The organism is Phycicoccus sp. 3266 (assembly GCF_031456495.1).
In the GTDB taxonomy this organism is placed as follows: domain Bacteria; phylum Actinomycetota; class Actinomycetes; order Actinomycetales; family Dermatophilaceae; genus Pedococcus.
Window position 1 is genome coordinate 48,438 of sequence record NZ_JAVDUW010000004.1, and the last position, 23,245, is coordinate 71,682.

Consider the following 23,245-nt stretch of genomic DNA (forward strand, 5'->3'; position numbering starts at 1 on the left):
CATTTGCCCCGACTCCGGTGGATGCGTCTGCTCGTGCCGACGTCGGCCGTCGGCTGGTGCCGCCCCGTCAGCCCTTGGCCTCGGACCAGCGACGCACGACCGAGGTGTCCGCCACGAACCGCACCGTGCTCGCCCCCGCCCACCGTCGGGCGCTGTCGGTGAGCGCCGTCTCGACCCGGGCCACCGCCTCCTGCGCGTGCTCCTCGGGGACGTGCACGAGCAGCTCGTCGTGCAGGCACAGGACGATCTGCGCCCCGAGGTCGCGCGTGGTCGCGCGGACCGTGGCCGCCCACGCCTTGAACAGCTCGGCCGCCGACCCCTGGATCACCGCGTTGCGCGCGAACCGGCCCCGCGCGGCGTCCCAGCCGGCCGCGTCCTGCGGGGGCGCCCCGACGAGCACCTCGTCGAGCCGCAGCAGGCGCCCCCCGAAGGTGCGCAGCGGGCGGCGTCGCACGCCCGCGGCATACGCCTCGTCGAGGAAGGACATGGCGACGGGGTAGGCGCGCTCGAGGCCCTTGAGCGCCTCGCCGGCCGCGCCGCTGCGCTGGCCGTACATGGCGGCGAGGACGGCGATCTTGGCGACGGAGCGCTCGACGCCGAGCCGGCTCGCCACGGGCGCGTAGAGGTCGTCGGCGCGGGTCGCGTCCGCGAAGGCGCGGTCGCCGGAGACGACGGCCAGGACGCGCGGCTCGATCTGCCCGAGGTCGGCGCGCACCAGCACGTGGCCCGGGTGGGCGGCGACCGCGGGCCGCAGCTCGGTGGGGAGGTTGTGCAGCCCGTTCTGGGCGGTCATCCGGCCGGCCGCGCCGTCGCAGGCCGTCCACGCGCCACGCAGCCGGTCGTCGGGGCCGACGTGCGCGTCGAGCCAGCCGTAGCCGTAGGTCGTCGCGATGCGCTCCGCCTTGCGCCACTCGAGCAGCGCCTCGACCACCGCGTGGGTGCCGCGGTAGGGCTCCAGCACCCACTTGCGCGTGTTGGGAACGTCGACACCGACGGCGGCGAGCAGGTCCTTGACCTGGGCCGGGTTGCGCAGGTCGGTGGACTCGCGGCCGGGGACGTGCCGCAGGACCGCGGCGTCCCTGCGCGCCCGGGTGCGGCGGGCGTCGTCCTCGTCCGCCGGGCGTGGTCCGGCCGCCGCGGCGATGAGCGACTCCGCGGTGGTGCGGTCGAGGGGGAGGCCGTCGCGGGCCAGCTCGACGCACAGGAGGGCGGCGGCCGACTCCGAGTGCGCGGCCCCGACGGCGCGGTCACCGACCTCGGCCAGCCGCTCCTGCTGCAGGCGGGCGCACTCGAGCGCGGCCTGCGCCCACGCCACGAGGGTCTGGTCGTGCGGCGCCCACTGAGCGGTCCCCGCCTCGGGCGCGAGGTGCCCGTCGGGGCGCACCACGGACCCCGGCGGGGGCCCGTCGTCCGCGGCGTCGAAGTCGAAGAGGTCGCCGCGCCGGGCCTCCGGCACGCCGGCGGGGTCGAGACCGTGCGCCGCCGCCCACGCCTGCTGCGGCGTCGCCTCCCAGCCGCCGCGCAGGAGGCGGTGCGCCTCCGCGACGTCCCAGCACCGCGACACCGGTATGCCGTGTGCCACCAGCGGGTGGGCGTCGGTCCCGGCGGCCCACCACACGAACCGGACGGGCCGTTCCGCGGCGCTGCGCTCGAGCCCGGCGGCGACGGCAACGGCCTCGTCGACCGGTGCCACCACCCGGACGCCGCCACCGACGACGGCCGCCCGCCCACCCGGGGAGGTGACGAAGGCGACGGGGTGCACGGGCATGACGGCGTCATCCTGTCACCCCCCACCGACCGCGCGGTCCCGGCACTGCCGTCGTCGCCGCCCGACGGGCGGGGTGCCGGTGAAGAGCACTGCACCGGCGCTCCCGGCGGGCGAGGCCGCCGGGTGAAGACCACTCCACCGGACGCAACCGGAACTCGTCGTCCGCGAAAGCCCACAAGGGCCACGAAATGGGACAGGGTGGTCGGACCGGTCGGCCCACTCGGCCGCCGGTCAGGTGACCCCCGCACGGGAACCCCCAACCAGGAGGAACACATGTCCCACATCCGCAGACGTGGCCTGGCGCTCGCCGCATCGAGTGCCCTGCTCGCCGGATCCCTGCTCACCGCCGGGGCGGCGAGCGCGTCGACCGAGTCGGCCACGGCCGACTCCACGCCCGTCCCCACGGCGTTCCCCGACGGCTACCTCATGAGCTACGTGCTCAACGCGAAGGTGGCCAACCCGGGCCAGACCCGGCTCGTCGAGCAGGCCGTCCGTGACGCCGGCGGCGTCGTCGTCCAGTCCTGGCCGCAGATCGGTGTCGTCGTCGCCCACTCCGACCGCGCGGCGTTCCGCACCGACGTCAGGCGGCTCGGCGGCAACGCGCTGGACTCGGTCGGCGCGAGCCGCACGGCCGCGGTGTCCGAGGGGACGCCCTCGGACCTGTCCGCCTCCTGGGGCCGTGGCGCGTCGGCATACAAGCAGGCCCACGCCAAGCCGGCGAACGGCGACCTCTCCGACGCCATGACGACCCCCGCCGCACCCACCGCCGACCCGCGCGAGGCCGAGCAGTGGGACATGGTGCAGATCAAGGCCGACCGGGCCCACAGGATCACCGACGGCGACCGCAACGTCCTCGTCGGCGTGCTCGACAGCGGCATCGACCCCGACCACCCGGACCTGGCACCGAACATCGACGTCGCCGACTCGGTGAGCTGCGTCGGCGCCGGACGGCCGAGCCAGGCCCCCGGCTCGTGGTACCCGACCACCTCCGACCACGGCACGCACGTGGCCGGCACCATCGGCGCCGCCCGCAACGGCACCGGCATCGTGGGCGTCGCCCCGAACGTGCGGATGGCCGCGGTGAAGGTCGTCAACGACGACGGGTTCATCTACCCGGAGTACGCGATCTGCGGCTTGGTCTGGGCCGGCATGCACAAGATGGACGTCACCAACAACAGCTACTACGTCGACCCGATGGAGTTCTGGTGCGGTGACCAGCCCGACCAGGCTGCCGTCCTGGAGGCGGTCGGCCGCGCCGTCCGCTGGTCGACCGAGCAGGGCGTCGTCCACGCGGCGGCTGCCGGCAACTCGGCCAAGGACCTGGCGAACAAGACCGAGGACAAGGCCAGCCCGAACGACACCAAGCCGATGACCCGCGTGATCAACAACGGCTGCAAGGACATTCCGACCGAGCTGCCCGGTGTCGTCACCGTCTCCGCGACCAACCGGACCGAGCAGCTGGCGTCGTTCAGCAACCGCGGCCTCGGGGTCATCGACGTCGCCGCCCCGGGACGGACGATCCTGTCCACGGTCGTGAAGGACAACGGCTACGGCACCAAGAGCGGCACCTCGATGGCCTCGCCGCACGTCGCCGGTGTGCTCGCGCTCATGAAGTCGGCGCACCCGACGTGGACGCCGGAGCAGATGGTTGCCAAGCTGCGCGCCCAGGCCGACGACCGCGCGTGCTCGGCACCTGAGGGCGGCACGAGCATCCCGTGCACCGGCCCGGTGTCCGACAACAGCTACTACGGGGAGGGCATCGTCGACGCCCTCGACGCGGTGCAGTGAGCTGCTGAGCCACCGTCGGTCCGGATCCCTGGCCTGACGACCGAGGCCGCGGCCCCCACCCGGGGACCGCGGCCTCGTGTCGTTTCAGCTCGAAAGCCGTTGCTATGCCTGGGACTTCAGGGCTGCCTGGCGCTTGATCCGGCTGAGCATCCCGACCATGCCGCGCAGCCGCAGCGGCGACACCGCCTCACCGAGGTGGAACCTGTACGGCGCGTCCTCGGGCACGGCGAGCACCTCCTGCACGCTCAGCCCGTCGAGGCCCTCGTGCAGGATGCCGGCGAAGCCGCGGGTCGTCGGCGCCTCGGGCGGCGCGGAGAAGAAGAGGTGCACCGGCTGCTCCGCCGCAGACCTCGGGTCGTCGTCGCCGTCGCCCACCTCGACGACGAGGAACAGCGGCGACTGGCACTCGTGCACCTGCTCCATCTCACCCAGCCGCCCGGCATACCGCTCGGGCAGGTCGGGCAGGCCCTCGCTGAACTCCAGCAGGAGCTCGAGGCGTTGCGGCGCAGCGAGATCCGCGAAGTCGTCCGCGATCTCCTGCAGCGCGGCGGGGAGGGCAGCGGTGTCGGTCACTTCGGGGCGCCCTGCTCGACCGGGACGCGGACGCTGTTGCCCCACTCGGTCCACGAGCCGTCGTAGTTGCGCACGTCGTCGAACCCGAGCAGGTGGGTCAGGACGAACCACGTGTGCGACGAGCGCTCGCCGATGCGGCAGTAGGCGACCGTCGGCTGGTGCGGGTCCAGGCCCTGCTCCTGCAGGTAGATCGCCTCGAGCTCCTCGCGCGACCTGAACGTGCCGTCCTCGTTGGCCGCCCGCGCCCACGGCACCGAGCGGGCGCCGGGGATGTGGCCGCCGCGCATGGCGCCCTCCTGCGGGTAGTCGGGCATGTGCAGCAGCTCGCCGGAGTACTCGCCGGGGGAGCGGACGTCGACCAGCGGCTTGCCCAGGTGGGCCAGCACGTCCTCCTTGAACGCGCGGATCGGTGCGTCGTCCCGCTCCACGACCGGGTATGCCGCGTCGCCCGTGAGCGGTGCGACCTTGGGGACCTCGCGGGTCATCTCGCGCCCCTCGGCGACCCACTTGGCGCGGCCGCCGTCGAGCAGGCGGACGTCCTCGTGGCCGAACAGGCTCATCACCCACAGGGCGTAGGCGGCCCACCAGTTGTTCTTGTCGCCGTAGATGACGACCGTCGTGTCCCGGCCGATGCCCCGCTCGGACATGACGCGGGCGAACTGCTCCGCGTCGACGTAGTCGCGCACCACCGAGTCGTTGAGGTCCTGGTGCCAGTCGAGCTTGAGGGCGCCGGGGATGTGGCCGGTGTCGTAGAGCAGGACGTCCTCGTCGGACTCGAGCAGCGCCACGGCGTCCGGCGCGCCGGTGCCGACCCGGCCCGCCGCGACCTGCTCGGCGAGCCACTCGGTGCTGACGAGGCGCTCGGGGTGGGCGTACTGCTCGTGGGAGGGGGAGGTCGCAGTCATGCTCCAAGGCTAGACCGGTGAGGTCGGCACCCCCGTGGCAGGATGAACCGGAAACGGACGACACCGGTGCAACTCGACCCGAAGGGGTGCTGACGTGGCTTTTCTCGGACGTGGCAAGGACGACGAGGAGGCGCGACCGCAGTCGGCGCTGGAGCTCGCGGCCCAGCCGGAGGTCGACCCCGGACGGCTCGCCTCGACCGTCACCGGTCTCATCGAGAACCTGCTCGACACCGGCATCGACGGCAAGGGCCGGTTCGACTCGGCGCAGAAGGTCGCCGACGTGAAGCGGGCCGAGCAGGCGACGGCCGAGGGGGCGGTCGACGCCGTCGTCCGCCAGCACCTCAAGCTCGGCGCCGCGGGCGGTTTCGTGACCGGCCTCGGCGGGTTCATCACCATGCCGGTCGCCCTGCCCGTCAACGTCCTCGAGTTCTACCTCGTGGCCACCCGCATGGTGGCGGCTGTCGCGTCCCTGCGCGGGTACGACATCAAGCAGCCGCAGATCCGCTCGGCCGTCCTGCTCACCCTCGTGGGGGCGGACGCCGACGACCTGCTCAAGAAGGCGGGCGTCCTGAGCACCGGGCGGCTGTCCAACCTCGCGGCGCAGCGGCTGCCCGGGCCGGCGCTCATGGTCGTGAACAAGGCGGTCGGCTTCCGTCTGCTGACGATGGCGGGCAAGAAGTCGCTGACCAAGCTCGGCAAGGGCGTGCCCATGGTCGGCGGCGTCCTCGGCGCCGGCCTCGACACGTACCTGCTGAACCGGATCGCGGCACAGGCGCGGCACGAGTTCCCGCCGCGCAACACGTCGCACTGACGCGGGGAACGGCGGCCGTGGCGGTGCGCGGGGAACCGCGGAGCGGAATCCTGCGTCCGAGCCAGTCGTTGCACCTGAGACCGGGCCGCCTGGGCCCGGGACCAAGGAGGAGCCCATGGCCACCACCACCCGAGCGACCCGGCTGAACGCCTTCCGCTCGATCTTCAGTGCCCTCCGCATCGCCAGCCGTCCCGGGTCGGCCGGTATGGGGGAGCGGCTGGCGAGCCTGCCGCGTCTGGCGCGGGCCACGTTCAGCGGCGAGTACACCGGCAGCTCCCGGGGACGGCTGCTCGCCATGGTCGGCGCGGTCCTGTACGTCGTGTCGCCGGTGGACCTCGTCCCCGAGGCGTTCCTGTCCGTGCTCGGCCTCGCCGACGACGCGGTCGTGCTGTCGTGGATCGCCGCCGCGGTCGTGAACGAGACCGAGTCCTTCCTCGCCTGGGAGCGGATGCAACCGGGGCGCACTCGCACCACCGGCCGCCCCGGTGCCGCCCGGGAGACCGTGGACGGTCACGTGGTGCGCTGACGCCCTACCGTCCACAGACCCGGCCCCGGTCGCCCTCCGTCCACAGGAGGACGACCGGGGCCTGTCCGTGTCACCGCGGGGGCGCGAGGGTCGCGGCATGGAACCGATCCGGCTCACGAGCCCGTCCGACGTCCTGGCCCTGCTGCCCTACCAGCTCGGCTACCACCCCCACGACGCCGTCGTCGTCGTGACCGTGCACGGCCGCACGGTGGGGCTGGTCGAGCGCATCGACATCCCGCCGCCCGAGCACGTGACCGAGGCGGCCGACGCCATGGTCGGGCCGCTGCTGTCGGACCTGCCCGACGCGGCCGTCCTCGTGGGGTACGAGTCCTCACCCGGCGCGAGCCTGCCGTTGCTCGACCGGCTCCGCCGCGGCTGCCGACTCGCCGGGATCGAGGTGCTCGACCGCGTCGTCGTCCGCGACGGCAGGTGGTACTTGCCCGACTGCCGTGACGGCTGCTGCCCCGGTGAGGGCCGTCCGGTCGAGGAGGCCGCCGCGCACCCCGGGGTGGCCGAGCTGGTCGCCATGGGCGTGTCGCCGCTGGCGTCCCGAGCGGCCCTGGCCGGCGTCGTCGCGGCCGACCCGACCCTCGCCCCGGCCGTGGGGCGCGCCCTCGCGAGCAGGCGCGCCGGCGGCCCGCGGCGGCCGAGGGGAGCGAACGGCTCCGTCGACGACCGGCGCGCGTGGCTCCGGCAGTGGGGCGAGGTGGTCGACGTGGCCGACGACGCCCCGGAGGTGCAGGACACGTCGCCGGTAACCGTGGCCGTGCTGGTGCTGAGCCTGGAGGACGTCGAGCTGCGCGACGGGCTGATCGCCCGGTGGTGCCCCGACACGCTCCCGCTGGAGGCGCTGGGCGCACCGCTGGCCCACCAGCTGCGCACGCTGCTGCCCGAGCCGCCGTGGGGCGGTGGAGAGGGTGGCCCGGCGGCGGGGCGCCGCGCCCTCGCCCGGCTGCAGTGGCTGGCACGAGCGGTACCGGACGAGGACGCCGCTCCCGTCCTCACCGTCCTGGCCAGCCTGGCGTGGTGGCTCGGCGACGGTGCCGTGGCCCGCGAGGCGCTCGAGCGCGCCCTCGACGCCCGGCCCGACTACCGGCTCGCGCGGTTGCTGGAGCGGATGGTCGACCTCGGTGTCCGCTCCCGCTCCGACCGGCCGCCGGGCAGGGGGCTGGCGACCCCGGCCTGACCGCGTGCCGGCTCTCCGGCGTGTCCCACGTCCCGGACGGCGCGTGCTGCAGGGGCGGCGGTTCGTATCATGGGGGCCAAGGTCATGAGTTCCAGCGCGAAGCCCCGGCTCGCTGGGCGGCAACCCTCCTCGCGGTGGGGTGCCCCGGGTGATGACCGGGCCCGCCTGACCGGCTGGGCAAGCGCGAGCACTGCAGGAGCCCTCCATGACCACCACGTCCCGACGTCCGAGCACCTCCGCTGCCTGGCGCGTGGGTGACCACCCCGGCCGCCGCCGGTTCGTGCGCCTCGGGGCGGTCGAGCTCGAGCGCGGCGGCGTCCTGCCCGACGTGACCCTCGCGTACGAGACCTGGGGCGAGCTCAACGCCGCAGGCGACAACGCCGTGCTGGTCGAGCACGCCCTCACCGGGGACAGCCACGTCGTCGGCCCCGCCGGTCCGGGCCACCCGACGCCCGGGTGGTGGGACGGGCTGATCGGCCCCGGCCGCCCGATCGACACCGACCGCTGGTTCGTCGTCGCGGCCAACGTGCTGGGCGGCTGCCAGGGCAGCACGGGCCCGGCCAGCGAGGCCCCGGACGGCCGACCGTGGGGGAGCCGGTTCCCCTTCGTGACCGTGCGCGACCAGGTGCGCACGGAGGCCCTCCTCGCCGACGAGCTCGGTGTCGACGCCTGGCGACTCGTGCTCGGCGGGTCCATGGGCGGTATGCGGGTCCTCGAGTGGGCGGCGACCTACCCGCAGCGCGTCACCGCAGCCGTGGTCCTGGCCAGCACGGCGCACGCGACGGCCGAGCAGATCGCGTGGTGCCAGCCCCAGCTGCTCGCGATCCGCTCCGACCCGGCCTTCCACGGCGGCGACTACTACGACCAGGACGCCGGGCCGGACACCGGCCTCGGGATCGCCCGGCGGATCGCGCACGTCACCTACCGCAGCGAGATCGAGCTGCACGACCGGTTCGGCCGGGCGCCGCAGGGCGAGGAGGACCCGCTCGGGGGCCGCGGTCGCTACGCGGTCGAGTCCTACCTGGACCACCACGCCGGCAAGCTGGCCGGTCGGTTCGACGCGAACTCCTACGTGGTGCTCACCGAGGCCATGAGCTCGCACGACGTGGGCCGTGGCCGCGGAGGTGTGTCGGCGGCCCTGTCGGCGGTCACCGCCGACCTCACGGTCGTCGCCGTCGACAGCGACCGCCTGTACCCGCCGCGGCTCTCGCGCGAGATCGCCGAGGCCGTGCCCGGCGCGCGCCTGGTGACCGTGCACTCCGAGTACGGGCACGACGGTTTCCTCATCGAGGTGGACCAGGTCGGCGCCATCGTGTCGGGCGTGCTCGCAGTCCCTGCCTGACCGGTCGATATCCGGTACGGTCGGCTCGGCGGCCGAGGCCGCTCGTCGACGAACGAGGAGGTTCCTGTGGCCATCGTGGTGGGTTACGTCCCGACCAAGGAAGGGCGCGCGGCCCTGCGCCGGGCAGCGGACGAGTCGCTGCTGCGCAAGTCCAAGCTCATCGTCATCAACTCCCAGCGCGGTGGCCGCGACTACGACTCCGACGAGGCCCAGCGGTTCGAGACCGAGCTGACCCGCATCCAGGGGGAGCTCGACCGCGAGGGCCTCGAGCACGAGGTGCGCCAGCTGGTGCGCGGCAACGAGCCGGCCGAGGACCTCATCGCCGTGGCGGAGGAGGAGCACGCGGACTTCATCGTCATCGGCCTGCGCCGGCGCACCCCGGTCGGCAAGCTGATCCTCGGCTCGAACGCCCAGCGGATCCTGCTCGACGCCTCCTGCCCCGTGCTGGCGGTCAAGGCCGAGGGCTGACCCCACCCGCGACACGCCCGCGACCGGGTGGTCGCGCCGTGCCGCTCGCGGGCGGAGATTCGCAGGCGCACAGGCGTCCTCGCACGGACATCCGGTCCTCCGGACGCCTCCCGGCGGGGAGAATTTGCCCACGGATGCGGGTTTGCGGGGCATCTCGTTTTACAATGTCACCATCGAGGTCGGCCAGAGCTCAGCTCCCGGCAGCCCCGGCAATACTTCCGCCCCCGCAGTTGTTGTCACAGGCATCCCCCCGGTGTGCCCGTGATGGCGCGCGCCGTGCCGCGAGTCCGCGACGAAAGGTAGTCCGTGTCGCCTGTGTCCAAGAAGGCTGCGAGCCCCGCACCCACTCTTCCCCCGGAGTTCTCCCTGCCGTCGCTGCAGAAGCTGCTCCAGCAGGGACGCACGCACGGGTCGGTCGACTCCGCGCAGCTGCGTGAGGCGCTCGAGGGGGCCGAGATCGAGCCGAAGCGCATGAAGGTCGTGCTGCGCTCGCTGGACGAGCAGGGCATCCACGTGACGCTCGACGCGGCCACCGCCTCGCGCGCCGTCGCTGCGACGAACACCCGCACCCGTACCACCGCGTCGGCGAAGAAGACCACCGCCAAGAAGGCCGCGGCCAAGGACACCCCCGAGAAGAAGTCGGCGGCCAAGACCACCACCACGAAGTCGGCGGCCAAGGCTGCGCCGGCCGCGGGTGGGACAGCGTCCGCGGGCACCGCCAAGCCGGCTGCCAGGACCGCGAAGGCCACCACGACGAAGAAGGCGGCCGCCGCTGCCGCCGGTACGGCTGCAGCGCCGGCCAAGGGCCCGGCGACCAAGGCCGCGAGCAAGAAGGCCGCGGCCGCCAAGGCCGCGGCGGGCGAGGCGGCCGAGGGTGACGACGGCGAGGACGTGCCGGAGGAGGAGCTCGAGGACGAGCCCGAGCCCACCGACGTCGTCGAGTCCGAGCTCGAGGAGGTGGACGTCGAGGCCGACGCGGCCGAGGAGGAGAAGTCCGAGGAGGACGAGAAGACCGGCTTCGTCCTGCGCGACGACGACGAGGAGGACGCCCCCGTCCAGCAGGTCGTCACCGCCGGCGCCACCGCCGACCCGGTCAAGGACTACCTCAAGCAGATCGGCAAGGTCGCCCTCCTCAACGCCGAGCAGGAGGTCGAGCTCGCCAAGCGCATCGAGGCCGGCCTGTTCGCCGAGGAGCGGCTGAACTCCGGCGACAAGCTGGACATGAAGCTCAAGCGCGAGCTGTGGTGGATCGCCCAGGACGGCAAGAAGGCCAAGAACCACCTGCTCGAGGCCAACCTGCGCCTCGTGGTCTCCCTCGCCAAGCGCTACACCGGCCGCGGCATGCTCTTCCTCGACCTGATCCAGGAGGGCAACCTCGGCCTGATCCGTGCGGTCGAGAAGTTCGACTACACCAAGGGCTACAAGTTCTCGACGTACGCGACGTGGTGGATCCGCCAGGCCATCACCCGCGCGATGGCCGACCAGGCCCGCACCATCCGCATCCCCGTGCACATGGTGGAGGTCATCAACAAGCTGGCCCGCGTGCAGCGCCAGATGCTCCAGGACCTCGGGCGCGAGCCCACCCCGGAGGAGCTCGCCAAGGAGCTCGACATGACCCCCGAGAAGGTCGTCGAGGTCCAGAAGTACGGTCGCGAGCCCATCTCGCTGCACACCCCGCTCGGCGAGGACGGCGACAGCGAGTTCGGTGACCTCATCGAGGACTCCGAGGCGGTCGTGCCGGCGGACGCCGTGAGCTTCACGCTCCTGCAGGAGCAGCTGCACTCGGTGCTCGACACCCTCTCCGAGCGCGAGGCGGGCGTGGTCTCGATGCGGTTCGGCCTCACCGACGGCCAGCCCAAGACGCTCGACGAGATCGGCAAGGTCTACGGCGTGACCCGGGAGCGGATCCGCCAGATCGAGTCCAAGACGATGTCCAAGCTGCGCCACCCGAGCCGCAGCCAGGTCCTGCGCGACTACCTGGACTGACGGCACGACGACGAAGGCCCCGAGGAGCACTCCTCGGGGCCTTCGTCGTGCGGGCGGGGAAGGCGCCTCACTCCCGGTGGACCGGGATGGCGCGCAGCCGTCCGGCCTCGCAGAGGACGACGAGCTCCTCCTCGGTGGTATCGCCGAGAGCCGCCAGCACCGCCTCCGCCGTCACGGGCTCCCGGGACGCTGCGAGAGTTGTGGGCGCTGCGGGCGTTGCGGGCGTTGCGCGCACCGCGACCGCATACCCGTCGTCGGTCCGGCTCCATGCCTGGACCCGCCCGCCCGTGCTGCGCGCGAGCGTCCTGGCGAGGTCGGGGTCGTGGGGACCGAGGACCAGCACGTAGCGCGGGCCGCGCCGGTGGGCCGGGACGGCGACGCGGTCGGCTCGGTAGACCGTCCAGTGGTAGGCCGCCACCGCGGCCGCGGCGAGCAGGATGCCGAGGGCGAACCGCGCGCTGCGCACGGTGGCGGCGCCCAGGGTGTCGGCGAAGGCGGCGTCGAGGAACTGGTACACCGCGACGAGCAGGCTGACCACGGCGGCGACGCTGCTGGCTCCCAGCAGGACGAACAGGTAGGTGCGGCGGGTCGGCGACTCGAGCTCGGGCCGCGGTTCGGCGTGGACGGCGCGCTGCGTCAGCCGCCAGTAGAACGCCCACACGGGAGCCCCGACGACCAGCAGGGTCACGGCGGCGAGCACGGTGTTGACCGGGCTCGCGCCGGTCAGCACCGTGCTGTTCGTGGCGCCCTCGACCGCGGCGACGACCAGGGTCGCGACGCCGGCAGCCGCGGCGACGAGGGCTGCGCCCGCCAGGAGGTACTCGTAGACGCGGCGACTCTCGGACCGCGTCGGGTGCTCACCCTGCTCGAGGACGGCGTGGTGGTACCACCACACGAGCCCGCCGGCGACGACGAGCCCGGCTGCCGCCGGGGCGCCGGCGAAGTGGTCAGCGGCATACGTCGTCGTGGGCCGGCCGAAGAACCAGACGAGGGCGTCGTAGAGCACGGTGCTCGCGGCCACCAGTCCCACGACGAACCCGGCACCCACGCCGGCCAGCAGCGCGTAGGCGACCCACCACCCGGTCCGCGGCTCGCGGTAGGCGGTGCGCACCCAGTACTGCAGCCAGACCACCGCGCCCACGGCCAGGGTGACGCCGCCGCGCAGTGCGGGGTGGGGACCCGTGGTGAGCAGGTCGGTCGGCATCGGGAAGAGGGCGCGGACCCCGCCGGCCACGAGGGTCCCGAGGCCGGAGGCGGCCGTCCACAGGCCCACGCCCGAACCGGCGAGGTGGTGCAGGACGCGGTGGCCCTGCGGCACGGACCGTCCCTCGACCCACCAGAGGCCGCCCCACGTGGCGCCCCACACGACGGTGGAGGCGAGGGCGCCGCTGTCGTACGCCCGGACGCCCACCGCCCACCCGAGGACGACCTGCGCGGACGACACCGTGACACCGAGGGCGGTGAGCGACGCGACCGTGACGAACGCCGCCCACGCCGTCGAGCGACCCTCCTCGGCCTGCTGCCGCAGCTGCCGGCGCGTGGCGAGGGCCAGGCCCAGCAGGAGCGGCAGGCCGACGAGGGTGAAGGTGAGGCTGCGCGCCAGGTCGGTCTCGTCGGCCAGGGCGAGCGTGCCACCCTCCAGGGCCCGGCCGAGCAGGCCCGAGAGACCGAGCGCGGTGACGACGAGCAGGCCGAGGAGCAGCAGGTACTGGAAGAAGTGCCGCACCACGTGGACGTCCACGGGTCCGGCTGCGGTCCGTCCGGCGACGCGGCGGGAGGCCAGCACCACCCCGACCACGAGGAGCACCAGCAGGAGCAGGGCAGAGATCATTTCGGTCCTCCTGTGCAGTCGTAGAGCGGCCACGGGACGCCCTCGAGCAGCCAGCGGCCGCCCGTGCGGGCCAGGCGGTAGACGTGCCCTTCGGACTCGCCCACGGCGAACGGGCCGTCGGTGTCCGAGCGGTCCACGGTCACCTGCACCTGCGCGGTGTCCGTCCCGGTGGTGGCGTGGACCAGGTCGACCCGGGTGCTGTCCGCGACCGTGACTCCGGCGAGGTCCACCTGGTCGCAGCTGCCGGAGGGGGACAGGTACCCGGCGGCCTGCTCGGTGTCACCCCGCAGGACCGCGGTGAGGTATGCCTGGACCGTCGCCTCGGGGGACCCGGCGGCGTAGTGGGTGGTCCCGCGTGACGACAGCACGGCCGCTGCAGCCGCGAGGACGACGAGTACGCCCACCACGACCGCCAGGACACGGGTGGGGCTCCTGCTCATGCCTCCATGCTCGGGCCCCGGGACGAAGGTCCGGCAGAGGCTTGGGTCCCGGGTCCTGCGGGGCCTCGGCCGGCCCGGGTCCCCGGGCCCAGGCCCGCCGCGCCGCTGCGCCCCGCCTGCCGGGCCCGCTCAGTCGCGGCGGGCGGCCCGCCAGTCCTGGAACCGGTCCCACGGGCGGCGCACGAGCCCGGTCACCGCGTCGCGGCGCTCCCGCCACTCCACGACACCCTCCGTGGGCCACCACACGGCGCGGAGCCGGTCGCGCCTGCGACGCACTCCAGACACGGCCTTGACCACCGTGGCGCTCTCGTGGCGGATGTCGGTGAGGGCGGTCGAGCCCGGGCGGGCGTAGCGCGCTCGCTCCACCCCGTCGACCACCCGGCGCAGGGCGGTCGACTGCTCACCCTCGAGGTAGGCCTCGCGCTGGTAGAACGCCCCCACCTGCCGCGGGGTGCTGCCCCGCGGTGGGATGACGCCGAGGTCGCCGATGCGCTCGACCATCGAGCGCCACTCCACCTCGACCCGTGCGGCTTCGTCCGCGGCGTGCCGCAGCTGCCGCCGTCGTCGCGCGCGCGCCGCGAGCGGCACGGCGAGGGACCCGAGCACCCCTGCCAGGACGCCCAGCAGCACCCACAGCGCGATCGTCATGCCGCGGCCGCCGAACCAGTCGGCGATGCCGTTGCTGGCGGAGGTGGTGCGGGTCGGGTCGCTCGCGCCCGGGTCGTTGCGCCCGTCGGGCCGGGTGCTCGTCGGGGTGGGGGTGCTCGTGGCCGTGCTGGCCCCGGTCGGCACCGTGGTGTCCGGCGTCGTGGACTGCAGCGAATAGGGCGGTGCGACGGTGCTCTGCGTGCCGGACGGGGTCGGCTCGAAGCGCAGCCAGCCGATGCCCTCGAAGAACAGCTCGGGCCACGCGTGGGCCTCGGCGCCGGTGACGACGTAGCTGCCGCGGCTCGCGGTGCCCGGCAGGTAGCCGATGGCCATCCGGGCCGGGATGCCGGCCTCGCGGGCCATCATCACCATGGCGGTCGCGAACTGGACGCAGTAGCCGACCTTGGCCCGCAGGAACAGCGTGATGGCATCGGGGCGCTCGAGCTGGCCGAACTGGTTGCGCACGGTGTCCGGGACCTGCAGGGAGTAGCGGAAGCCGCCGTCGGTGCGCAGGTACTTCTGGATCGCCTGCGCCGCCTCGATCCGCGTCGCACCCTTGGGCACGACCTCGCGGACGGCCCTCTCGATCGCGGGCTTGGCCGCCAGGTCGACCCGCAGGTCCGGAGGGATGAGCCCACCGTCGAGCTGCTGCACGGGCTGCGCGAGGGACTCCGGCGTGGGGTTGAGGGCGAGGTAGGTGAAGCTGTACGACCGGGCGGCGCGCTCCACCGACACCACCGAGGTGTTGGCGTCGACGCCCCACGGCACGCGGCCGAGGTCGCCGGAGACGACCGGCGTCGGGGCCGCGACCTGCGGTGCCTCGATGCGCGAGTCGTCGACCGTCACGCGGTAGGTCTCGCGCGGGACGCTGGGGTCCAGGTCCTGCGGGAGTTCGACCTGCGAACGCCGGGCGTACTGCACGTCCGGGGCGTCGGGCCGCCACGTGTCGTCCTGGTAGGTCTCCAGGACCCCGATGCGCAGCGGGCTGAGCAGCCGCGCGTTCGTCGTGTACGTGAACACCGGTGCCTTGGACGGGTTCTCCAGGCTGCGGGTGAGGTCGATCGTCGAGCGCAGCCCGACCTGGCCGTCGCTGAACCCGGTCGCCTGCTGCGAGCGGCCGAGCCCGTCGATGAGGTACCTGGTCGGGAGGTGGGGGATGGCCACCGGCAGCAGCACTGCGACGGCCAACCCCGCCACGGCCAGCGAGCGGCCGGCGGCGGCGTACCCGAACGACCCGTCGCGGTCGTCGTCGTGCCGGCGGCCGGACGCGCTCAGCGGCACCGTGGTGCTCCACCGCCGCAGCGAGGCGATGCCCTGGCGGCCCAGCAGCAGGAGCCAGACACCGCCGGCGGCGACGAAGTACATGGGGTTGAGGGCGTCGCCGGAGTTCGAGGCCGAGATGAGGAAGGTGGTCAGCAGGGGCAGCCCGGCGAGGGCGGGGGAGCGACGCATCACCGCGAGGTGGTCGACCAGGATGGCGGCGGCCCCGATCGCCAGCCCGATGCCCAGGCTGACGCCGCGGTTGGTCGGCGCCGGCGCCGCGTAGTTCTGGATGGTCTCGCGGGCGTCGACCAGCAGCCGGTTGAACGCGAGCACCATGTCGGGCGTGGGCAGGCCGTGCCACAGGTGGCCGCGCCCGTAGACCCACCCGGCGGCCACGACCACGCCGACGAGCTGGGTGAGGACGACGGCGACCCACGAGCTCGTGAGGTTGCGCGCCACGATCCCGGCCACGACGACCACGGCGACCATCGCCAGGGTGGGGCGGATCCAGGTGCTCGGCGTGAACAGGGTTGTCAGCGGCCAGGCCACGACGGCCGAGGCGAGCCCGGCGAGGACGGAGTCGGCGACGCGCCCGCGGTTCACGCGACCACCCTCGAGCCGGTGCCGGACAGTGCCGTCCAGACGGTGGCCAGGTCGTCGCCGGAGCCCACGACCGCGACGCCCCAGCCGGCACCCTGCAGGATCGGCACGCACGGCAGCTCACCCGATCCGTGCGCGTGCCGGCGACGGGTCGCCCCGAACCCGTCGGGGTCCAGCACGATGGCCAGGGCGGTCCCGCCCGGCTGGCGCAGCGACGCGACCCGGCGGGCGAGCTCCTCGTCCAGGTCGGTCACGACGGCCAGCACGAGGCCGCCGGACGCCGTCACGGGGTGCGCGGCCTGCAGCACGTCGGCGAACAGGTCGTCGCGCCCGGGCTGGGCGACGGCGAGGACGTCGAGCAGCGGGTCGACCTCCATGGCGCTCGCGGCCCGCCCGTCCTCGGCCGTCTCGTCGCAGACGAGGTGCACGGCATACGCCTGGGCGAGCAGGTGGACGGCCACCGAGGCGCACGCGGTCACGGCCCACTCGAAGGAGCTCGAGGTGCCGCTGCCGTGGTGGCCGCGGGCCCGCGAGTCGAGCACGACGACCGCCCGGCGGCGGGCCGGCCGGTCCTCCTGGCGCACCATGAGGTCGCCGGTCTTGGCGGTCGCCGGCCAGTGGATGCGGCGCAGGTCGTCGCCGTCGCGGTAGGCGCGGATCGACACGTCGTCCTCGCCGTGCAGGGCCACCATGTGCGGGATCGCGCCCTCCGCGCCGACGCCGCTCCCCGCCGGACGTCCGCCGCCGAGCGGCAGGATCCGCGGCAGCACGAGGACGTCGCTCGACCCGGAGATCGCCGCGACCCGGGTGCTCAGCCCGAACGGGTCGCGCAGCCGCACGCCGAGCGGGCCGAGCCGGTGCCGGCCGCGGACGTGCGAGCGCACCGTGTAGTGGACCTCCTGGCGGTCCCCGCGCCGCATCCGCGGGACGACGAAACGCGGGCGGTCGCCCAGGGCGTAGTCGAGCTGCTCCTCGGCCATGAGCAGCGGGCTGGTCGCGGCGCCGGCGTTCTCGATGGCGAGGGTCACCAGCGCCTTCTCGTCGACCTGCACCCGGCCCGGCACGGCGGTGCGCTCGAGCGAGAACCGCAGGTCGTGCCGGCGCATCAGCATGCCGCTGAGCAGGGGGAGGGCGACGAGCAGGACGCCGATTCGGGTGAGGTCGGTGAAGCCGAGCCCGACGCCGCAGAGCACCAGCGTGACGCCCGCCGCGACGAACGCCCGCCCTCGCGTGGTGAGGAGGTCGCGAAGCCTGCGCACGGGCTACCTCAGCGGCCGGCCGCAGGGACGGGGACGCGCCGCATGAGGTCCTGCAGCACCTCGCCGGTGCTGCGGCGGGCGAGCTGGGTCTCCCCGGTGGGGATGAGGCGGTGGGCCAGGACCGGCAGCACGACGGCCTGGACGTCGTCCGGCAGCACGTGGTCGCGGCCCTCGAGCGCGGCGTGCGCGCGGGCGGCGCGGAGCATGTGCAGGGTCGCCCGGGGCGAGGCACCCAGGCGCAGCGCGGTGCTCGACCGGGTGGCCGCGGACAGGTCGACGACGTACTGCTTGATCGCGTCGCTGGTGAAGACCGAGCGGACCGCCTTGACCATCGCCGACACCGTGGCGGCGTCGGTGACCGGGGTCAGGGTCTCCAGCGGCGAGACCTGGCCGTGGGTGTCGAGCATCGCCACCTCGGCACGGGCGGAGGGGTAGCCGAGGGAGATGCGGGCCATGAAGCGGTCGCGCTGGGCCTCCGGGAGGGGGTAGGTGCCCTCCATCTCGATCGGGTTCTGGGTGGCCATGACGATGAACGGCCGCGGCAGGTCGTAGGTCTGGCCGTCGACGGTGACCTGGCCCTCTTCCATCGACTCCAGCAGCGCCGACTGGGTCTTGGGCGAGGCCCGGTTGATCTCGTCGCCGACCACGACGTTGGCGAAGATCGCGCCGGGCCGGAACTCGAAGTCGCGCACGTCCTGGTTGAAGACGCTCACGCCGGTGATGTCGCTGGGGAGCAGGTCGGGCGTGAACTGCACCCGGCGCACCGAGCAGTCGATCGACCGGGCGAGGGTCTTGGCGAGCATCGTCTTGCCGACGCCGGGGACGTCCTCGAGCAGCAGGTGCCCCTCGGCCAGCAGCACCGTGATCGCGGTGTGGACCACGTCGGGCTTGCCCTCGATGACCGAGTTCATGGCGCGGGCCAGGCGCGAGGCCACCTCGCTGACCTGGTTGAGGGAGGCGGGGGAGCCTGCCGGCAGGGAGAGGATCTCCGTCCTCGGGGCGGTGCTGCTGCCTCGGTCCACGCTGGTCTGCTCCTCGCCGCTCGCTGGCACCGGCGTCCCCCTTCGTTCGTCCCGGCGGTCGCCACGGTGCGCCTGCCGGGTGGTTGCTCGATCTTCCCCCACAACCCTCCACTTGGAACAGGAGGTATGCCGTCCTGTGACCTCCCCGGGGCGGTGCGACGGCCGGCGGGCGGGCCTCGCCACCCGGCGGCCGGGCCTGCTGGCTGCCTGTGGCGACCGCGTCCCACTTTTCTCCCCACTTCACTCCACCGAGGCTGACCTGCGGAAATGGCCGAACGGATGAGGTCTGGGCGCGGGTTTTGCTGACGTGGGGGAGAGTGGTGGAGTAAAGTGGGGGACGTGAGAGGGCCGTGGGGCCCTCCTCGGGTCGAGATGGGGTGGTGGCGCCGTGTTCCTCGGTACCCACACGCCTCGCCTCGACGACAAGGGCCGGCTCTTCCTGCCCGCCAAGTTCCGCGACCGGATGGCCGACGGGCTGGTGGTGACCCGGGGGCAGGAGCGCTGCCTCTACGTCTTCCCGATGGAGGAGTTCCTGCGGGTCACGCAGCAGATGCAGGCCGCCCCGACGACGAGCAAGGCGGTCCGCGACTTCACCCGTGTCTTCCTGTCCGGTGCGAGCGACGAGGTGCCGGACAAGCAGGGGCGGGTGACCATCCCGGCCAACCTGCGTGCGTATGCCGGGCTCACCCGCGAGTGCACCGTCATCGGAGCCGGTAGCCGCGTGGAGGTCTGGGACACCGACGCCTGGAACGCCTACCTGCAGAGCACCGAGCAGGGCTTCGCCGACCAGTCCGAGGAGGTGATCCCCGGGCTGCTCTGACCGACCGGGCCACGCGCCCTGGAGCCAGGTCTCCAGCCGCTCCGCCTCCCGGGACGACTTCCCCCGTCCCGGGCTGCACCCCCTGGAGCGGATGGGGACCTGACCTCAGGGACCTGCCACCGGCACCACGCAGCACGGCACCACGCAGCACGGCACCACCCGAAGCACCACCGGCCCGGCACCAGCGCCGGGCACCCAGCACCACCCGCACCACCCGCACGGCACCACCACGAAGCACCACCAGCAGGAGTTGGCATGAACGCACGAGGAGCGGCCGCGGACCGGCACGTTCCCGTGCTCCGCGACCGCATCGTCGAGCTGCTCGCCCCCGCGCTCCAGGAGCCGGGCGCCGTCTACGTCGACGGCACGCTCGGCATGGGCGGGCACGCCGAGGCGATCCTGCAGCGCTGCCCGCAGGCCCACGTCGTCGGCATCGACCGCGACACCGAGGCCCTCGAGCTGGCGGCGGAGCGGCTCGCGCCCTACGCGGACCGCACCAGCTTCGTGCACGCCGTCTACGACGACGTCGACACCGCGCTGCGCGACCTCGGAATCCGGGAGGCCCGGGCGATGCTCTTCGACCTCGGCGTCTCCTCGCTGCAGCTCGACGAGGCCGACCGCGGCTTCGCCTACGCGCAGGACGCGCCCCTGGACATGCGGATGGACCAGACCACGGGGATCACCGCGGCGGACGTGCTCAACACCTACGACGCCGCGGACCTCGAGCGGGTCCTGCGCGAGTACGGCGAGGAGCGGTTCGCGCGCAAGATCGCCGCCGCCGTGGTGCGCGAGCGCGAGGTGGCACCCTTCGACCGCTCGGCCCGGCTCGTCGAGCTGCTCAAGAAGGTCGTGCCGGCCGCGTCGCAGAAGAGTGGTGGCCACCCCGGCAAGCGGACCTTCCAGGCGCTGCGCATCGAGGTCAACGCCGAGCTGTCCGTCTGGGCCCGGGCGCTGCCGCGGGCGATCGACGCGCTCGCGGTCGGCGGCCGTGTCGCCGTCCTGTCCTACCACTCGCTCGAGGACCGCATCACCAAGCGCGTCCTCGCCGAGGGCGCGCGCAGCAGCGCCCCGGCCGGCCTGCCGGTCGAGCTCCCCGAGCACGCGGCATACCTGCGGCTGCTCACCCGTGGCGCCGAGGAGGCGTCCCCCGAGGAGCAGGCCGCCAACCCCCGATCCGCCTCGGTCCGCCTCCGCGCGGCCGAGCGCACCCGACCCACCCCGGCACCGACGAAGGGAACCCACCGATGAGCCAGCAGACTGCGACGGCGAGGGTCGCATCTCGGGCACCTGCGCGGCGGGCGGTGACCCCGCAGCCGCTGCGCCTGGTCCCGGCCGCGGTGGGCCACCCCGGCAACGGTCTCTTCGCGGCCCTGTGCATGCTGCTGCTCGTGGGCGGCCTCGTCGCGCTGCTCATGCTCAACACCGCCATGGCCGAGGGCTCGTTCACGCTGCACCGCCTCCAGCAGACCTCCGGCGAGCTCACCGACACCCAGCAGGCCCTGACCCAGGCGATCGACGCCCAGCGCAGCCCGGCCAACCTCGCGACCCGCGCCGGCAAGCTCGGGATGGTGCCCTCGGACTCGGCGGCCTTCCTGCGGCTGTCCGACGGCAAGGTGCTCGGCGTGGCGAAGGCCGCGGCCAAGGACGGCGGATTTACCGTGGTGACCGCACCGCAGACCGCGACGACCACGCCCGGCTCGTCCAAGGCCGCGGCGCAGAAGACGCCCAGGACGACGGTGAGTGCCAAGGGGGACGTGACCACGACGAAGACGGTGGTGACCAAGGCCGACGGCTCGGTCGTCACGACCGTCACCAGCGTCAACGCCAGGACGCGGACGACGACGAGCTCCACGACCACCACGCCGGCGAGGACGAAGCCGGTCACGCCGGCGGCCACCCCCTCCCACTGAACCTGAACCACCGAACCGCCCACCCGAGGACACGAGGTAGCCAGTGACGCAGTCCCGAGGCACACGCCCCGGTACCCCGCGCCAGCGACCCGTGACGTCGCCGGGGGCACGCCCGGAGCCGCAGCACCCGAAGGCGTCGGCCGCCCGTCCCCGCCGGCCGCAGGCCCGCGCCCAGCAGCCGGCACGCCCGCCGCGTCCGGGGCGCCCCGGTCCGGGACGGGGGAGCGGCGGTCCTCCGCCGCGGCGTCCCGGCGCCAAGCCGGTCCGGCTCGGCGGTGGCAACCCGCGCCGCCGCATGCGCACGATGACGGTGGCCGTGCTGTTCGTCTTCAGCATCTTCGGGGCACAGCTGCTGCGGCTGCAGGGCTTCGACGCAGCCGGCGTCTCCCAGACCGCGGAGTCCAAGCGGATGGGCACGATCGTCTACCCGGCGATGCGCGGCTCGATCCTCGACCGCAACGGCACCGTCCTGGCGTCCAGCATCGAGCGGCGCACCGTGACGGTCGACCAGACGGCGGTGCCGCAGTACACGAAGACGGTCGGTGGCGTGCGCACCAAGGTCGGCGTCGCGGGCGCGGCGCAGGACCTCTCGCCGTTGCTGGGCATCGCGGTCCCCGAGCTGACGAAGATGCTCACCGGTGACGCGCGGTACCGCGTCCTGCAGAAGAACGTCACGCCCCTGAACTGGCGCAAGATCTCCGAGCTCGGCGTCAACGGCGTCTACTCCGAGCCGACCAGCGAGCGGAACTACCCGACCTCGACGGCAGCGGCCTCGCTCGTCGGCTTCGTGCGCGCCGACGGCACCGCAGGTGGTGGCCTCGAGGTGCTCATGGACAAGGAGCTCAAGGGCAAGGCCGGCAAGACGATCTTCGAGCAGAGCCAGGACGGCCGCCCGATCCCGAACGCCCGCCAGGAGACGATCCCTGCCGTGCCGGGCAAGGACGTGCGGCTCACCATCGACTCGGACCTGCAGTGGTACGCGCAGAACACGGTGGCGCAGAAGGTCCTGGAGACCAAGGCGCTGTCGGGCACGGTCGTCGTCGAGAACGTCAAGACCGGTGAGCTGCTCGCCGTCGCGTCGTACCCCACGTTCGACCCGAACCAGCCAGGCCAGTCCAGCGACAACTGGACCAACAAGGCGTGGAGCGAGGTGTACGAGCCGGGGTCGACCGGCAAGGTCATGGCCGCTGCCGCTGCCCTGCAGGAGGGCGTGGTCACCCCGTCGACCGTCGTCGAGGTCCCGAACCGCCTGCCGCGCGCCGGCACCTCGTTCAAGGACAGCCACGACCACCCGACGGAGTACCTCACCTTCGCCGGGGTGTTGGCGCAGTCGAGCAACATCGGCACCATCCTCGCGACCGAGCGGGTCGGGGCGGCCAAGACGTACAGCTACTTCCGCAAGTTCGGCCTCGGCGCGACGTCGGGCATGGACTTCCCCGGCGAGGGCCCCGGCCTGTTGACGAACTACAAGGACTGGAGCGGCTCGCAGCGCTACACCGTCCTGTTCGGCCAGGGCCTGGCCGTCAACGCCCTCCAGGCCGCCGGCGTCTTCCAGACGATCGCCAACGACGGCGTGCGGATCCCGCCACGCATCGTCGCCGGTGTGGGCGACGGGCACGGCGGTTTCACCCCGGCGGCCAGGCCCGACCCCGTGACCGTGGTCTCGCCCAAGGTCGCCAAGCAGGTCCGCGACATGCTCGAGGGCGTCGTCGGCAAGGAGGGCACGGCGCCCGAGGCCAAGATCGACGGCTACCGCGTCGCCGGCAAGACCGGCACCGCCGACCGCTACGACCCGCGCACCGGCGGCTACTCCGGCAAGACCGCGAGCTTCATCGGGTTCGCCCCCGCGGACGACCCGCAGATCGTCGTGGCGGTCACGCTCCAGCGCCCCATCAAGGGCTACTTCGGTGGCGCCGTGGCCGGCCCGGTCTTCCACGACGTCATGACGTACGCGCTGCAGGAGCTCAGGATCCCGCCCACCGGAACGAAGTCGCCGGTCGCGGTCATCCGACCCAAGGACACGCCGTCGCCGAGCGACCCCACCGTCATCCGCGACCACGGCTCCTCGGGCTCCGGCCCCTGACGGTAGGCTCGCTCTC

At 73.5% G+C, this 23,245-nt stretch carries 19 protein-coding genes and 1 riboswitch; of the genes, 11 read left to right on the forward strand and 8 right to left on the reverse strand.

The annotated features are described in order from the left end of the window. Nucleotides 1-67: 67 nt before the first annotated feature. A complete protein-coding gene (locus J2X64_RS18525) occupies nt 68-1,768 on the reverse strand; it encodes a DNA polymerase (protein WP_310157709.1) in 1,701 nt (566 codons plus the stop codon). A gap of 273 nt (nt 1,769-2,041) precedes the next feature. Between J2X64_RS18525 and J2X64_RS18530 the strand changes: the two genes are divergently transcribed. Then, entirely contained in the window at nt 2,042-3,556 is a 1,515-nt protein-coding gene (locus J2X64_RS18530) for a S8 family serine peptidase (protein ID WP_310157712.1), read from the forward strand. Nucleotides 3,557-3,658: 102 nt separating this feature from the next. On the opposite strand, the gene J2X64_RS18535 is transcribed toward J2X64_RS18530, so the two are convergent. Together J2X64_RS18535 and J2X64_RS18540 are read right to left on the reverse strand one after the other, a co-directional pair. After that, nucleotides 3,659-4,129: a SufE family protein gene (locus tag J2X64_RS18535; protein WP_310157714.1), complete on the reverse strand. Its 471-nt coding sequence runs from the start codon at nt 4,127-4,129 to the stop codon at nt 3,659-3,661. Further along, nucleotides 4,126-5,034, reverse strand: a complete 909-nt coding sequence (locus J2X64_RS18540; RefSeq protein WP_310157716.1) for a sulfurtransferase — start codon at nt 5,032-5,034, stop codon at nt 4,126-4,128. The genes J2X64_RS18535 and J2X64_RS18540 overlap by 4 nt, the downstream gene beginning before the upstream one ends. 94 nt (nt 5,035-5,128) lie before the next feature. Here J2X64_RS18540 and J2X64_RS18545 point away from each other — a divergent pair, with 94 nt between their 5' ends. The 6 genes from J2X64_RS18545 (at nt 5,129) to J2X64_RS18570 (ending at nt 11,353) form a co-directional block, all read left to right on the forward strand. Next, entirely contained in the window at nt 5,129-5,845 is a 717-nt protein-coding gene (locus J2X64_RS18545; RefSeq protein WP_310157718.1) for an EcsC family protein, read from the forward strand. A 115-nt stretch (nt 5,846-5,960) separates the two neighbouring features. Continuing rightward, nucleotides 5,961-6,371, forward strand: a complete 411-nt coding sequence (locus tag J2X64_RS18550; RefSeq protein ID WP_310157719.1) for a YkvA family protein — start codon at nt 5,961-5,963, stop codon at nt 6,369-6,371. A 97-nt stretch (nt 6,372-6,468) separates the two neighbouring features. Then, on the forward strand, nt 6,469-7,557 hold the full coding sequence (locus J2X64_RS18555) for a DUF4192 domain-containing protein (RefSeq protein ID WP_310157721.1): 1,089 nt from the start codon (nt 6,469-6,471) through the stop codon (nt 7,555-7,557). An 80-nt stretch (nt 7,558-7,637) separates the two neighbouring features. Beyond that, nucleotides 7,638-7,747: riboswitch (SAM riboswitch) on the forward strand. 15 nt (nt 7,748-7,762) lie between these two features. Next, nucleotides 7,763-8,899, forward strand: a complete 1,137-nt coding sequence (locus tag J2X64_RS18560; RefSeq protein WP_310157722.1) for a homoserine O-acetyltransferase — start codon at nt 7,763-7,765, stop codon at nt 8,897-8,899. Nucleotides 8,900-8,965: 66 nt separating this feature from the next. After that, nucleotides 8,966-9,367: a universal stress protein gene (locus J2X64_RS18565; RefSeq protein ID WP_310157724.1), complete on the forward strand. Its 402-nt coding sequence runs from the start codon at nt 8,966-8,968 to the stop codon at nt 9,365-9,367. Between the two features lie 315 nt (nt 9,368-9,682). Next, entirely contained in the window at nt 9,683-11,353 is a 1,671-nt protein-coding gene (locus J2X64_RS18570) for an RNA polymerase sigma factor (protein WP_310157775.1), read from the forward strand. Between the two features lie 67 nt (nt 11,354-11,420). Here the strand turns inward: J2X64_RS18570 and J2X64_RS18575 are convergent, their stop codons facing one another. The 5 genes from J2X64_RS18575 to J2X64_RS18595 form a co-directional block, all read right to left on the reverse strand. Next, a complete protein-coding gene (locus tag J2X64_RS18575; protein ID WP_310157726.1) occupies nt 11,421-13,184 on the reverse strand; it encodes a DUF5671 domain-containing protein in 1,764 nt (587 codons plus the stop codon). Then, nucleotides 13,181-13,624: a hypothetical protein gene (locus tag J2X64_RS18580; RefSeq protein WP_310157728.1), complete on the reverse strand. Its 444-nt coding sequence runs from the start codon at nt 13,622-13,624 to the stop codon at nt 13,181-13,183. The genes J2X64_RS18575 and J2X64_RS18580 overlap by 4 nt, the downstream gene beginning before the upstream one ends. A gap of 129 nt (nt 13,625-13,753) precedes the next feature. After that, entirely contained in the window at nt 13,754-16,138 is a 2,385-nt protein-coding gene (locus tag J2X64_RS18585) for a DUF3488 and transglutaminase-like domain-containing protein (protein WP_310157730.1), read from the reverse strand. Beyond that, the gene (locus tag J2X64_RS18590) at nt 16,135-17,394 is read right to left on the reverse strand and encodes a DUF58 domain-containing protein (protein WP_310157732.1); all 1,260 of its coding nucleotides are present in this window, start codon (nt 17,392-17,394) and stop codon (nt 16,135-16,137) included. The genes J2X64_RS18585 and J2X64_RS18590 overlap by 4 nt, the downstream gene beginning before the upstream one ends. 8 nt (nt 17,395-17,402) lie before the next feature. Further along, the gene (locus J2X64_RS18595; protein ID WP_397444094.1) at nt 17,403-18,380 is read right to left on the reverse strand and encodes an AAA family ATPase; all 978 of its coding nucleotides are present in this window, start codon (nt 18,378-18,380) and stop codon (nt 17,403-17,405) included. A 424-nt stretch (nt 18,381-18,804) separates the two neighbouring features. On the opposite strand from J2X64_RS18595, the gene mraZ reads away from it, so the two are divergent. The 4 genes from mraZ (at nt 18,805) to J2X64_RS18615 (ending at nt 23,229) form a co-directional block, all read left to right on the forward strand. Continuing rightward, nucleotides 18,805-19,236 carry a division/cell wall cluster transcriptional repressor MraZ gene (gene mraZ, locus J2X64_RS18600; RefSeq protein WP_310157734.1) on the forward strand — a complete coding sequence of 144 codons (432 nt, stop codon included), beginning with the start codon at nt 18,805-18,807 and terminating at the stop codon, nt 19,234-19,236. Between the two features lie 255 nt (nt 19,237-19,491). After that, nucleotides 19,492-20,484: a 16S rRNA (cytosine(1402)-N(4))-methyltransferase RsmH gene (gene rsmH / locus J2X64_RS18605; protein WP_310157736.1), complete on the forward strand. Its 993-nt coding sequence runs from the start codon at nt 19,492-19,494 to the stop codon at nt 20,482-20,484. Then, nucleotides 20,481-21,146, forward strand: coding sequence for a hypothetical protein (locus J2X64_RS18610; protein WP_310157738.1), 666 nt, complete (start codon nt 20,481-20,483; stop codon nt 21,144-21,146). Before rsmH ends, J2X64_RS18610 begins: the two co-directional genes overlap by 4 nt. A 295-nt stretch (nt 21,147-21,441) precedes the next feature. Continuing rightward, a complete protein-coding gene (locus J2X64_RS18615; protein ID WP_310157740.1) occupies nt 21,442-23,229 on the forward strand; it encodes a penicillin-binding protein 2 in 1,788 nt (595 codons plus the stop codon). Nucleotides 23,230-23,245: the final 16 nt, after the last annotated feature.

Coding starts and splice junctions, on each gene's coding strand:
- J2X64_RS18525 (WP_310157709.1), bottom strand. CDS start 1,768: ATGCCCGTGCACCCCGTCGCCTTCGTCACCTCCCCGGGTGGGCGGGCG.
- J2X64_RS18530 (WP_310157712.1), top strand. CDS start 2,042: ATGTCCCACATCCGCAGACGTGGCCTGGCGCTCGCCGCATCGAGTGCC.
- J2X64_RS18540 (WP_310157716.1), bottom strand. CDS start 5,034: ATGACTGCGACCTCCCCCTCCCACGAGCAGTACGCCCACCCCGAGCGC.
- J2X64_RS18550 (WP_310157719.1), top strand. CDS start 5,961: ATGGCCACCACCACCCGAGCGACCCGGCTGAACGCCTTCCGCTCGATC.
- J2X64_RS18555 (WP_310157721.1), top strand. CDS start 6,469: ATGGAACCGATCCGGCTCACGAGCCCGTCCGACGTCCTGGCCCTGCTG.
- J2X64_RS18560 (WP_310157722.1), top strand. CDS start 7,763: ATGACCACCACGTCCCGACGTCCGAGCACCTCCGCTGCCTGGCGCGTG.
- J2X64_RS18575 (WP_310157726.1), bottom strand. CDS start 13,184: ATGATCTCTGCCCTGCTCCTGCTGGTGCTCCTCGTGGTCGGGGTGGTG.
- J2X64_RS18580 (WP_310157728.1), bottom strand. CDS start 13,624: ATGAGCAGGAGCCCCACCCGTGTCCTGGCGGTCGTGGTGGGCGTACTC.
- rsmH (WP_310157736.1), top strand. CDS start 19,492: ATGAACGCACGAGGAGCGGCCGCGGACCGGCACGTTCCCGTGCTCCGC.
- J2X64_RS18610 (WP_310157738.1), top strand. CDS start 20,481: ATGAGCCAGCAGACTGCGACGGCGAGGGTCGCATCTCGGGCACCTGCG.
- J2X64_RS18615 (WP_310157740.1), top strand. CDS start 21,442: ATGCGCACGATGACGGTGGCCGTGCTGTTCGTCTTCAGCATCTTCGGG.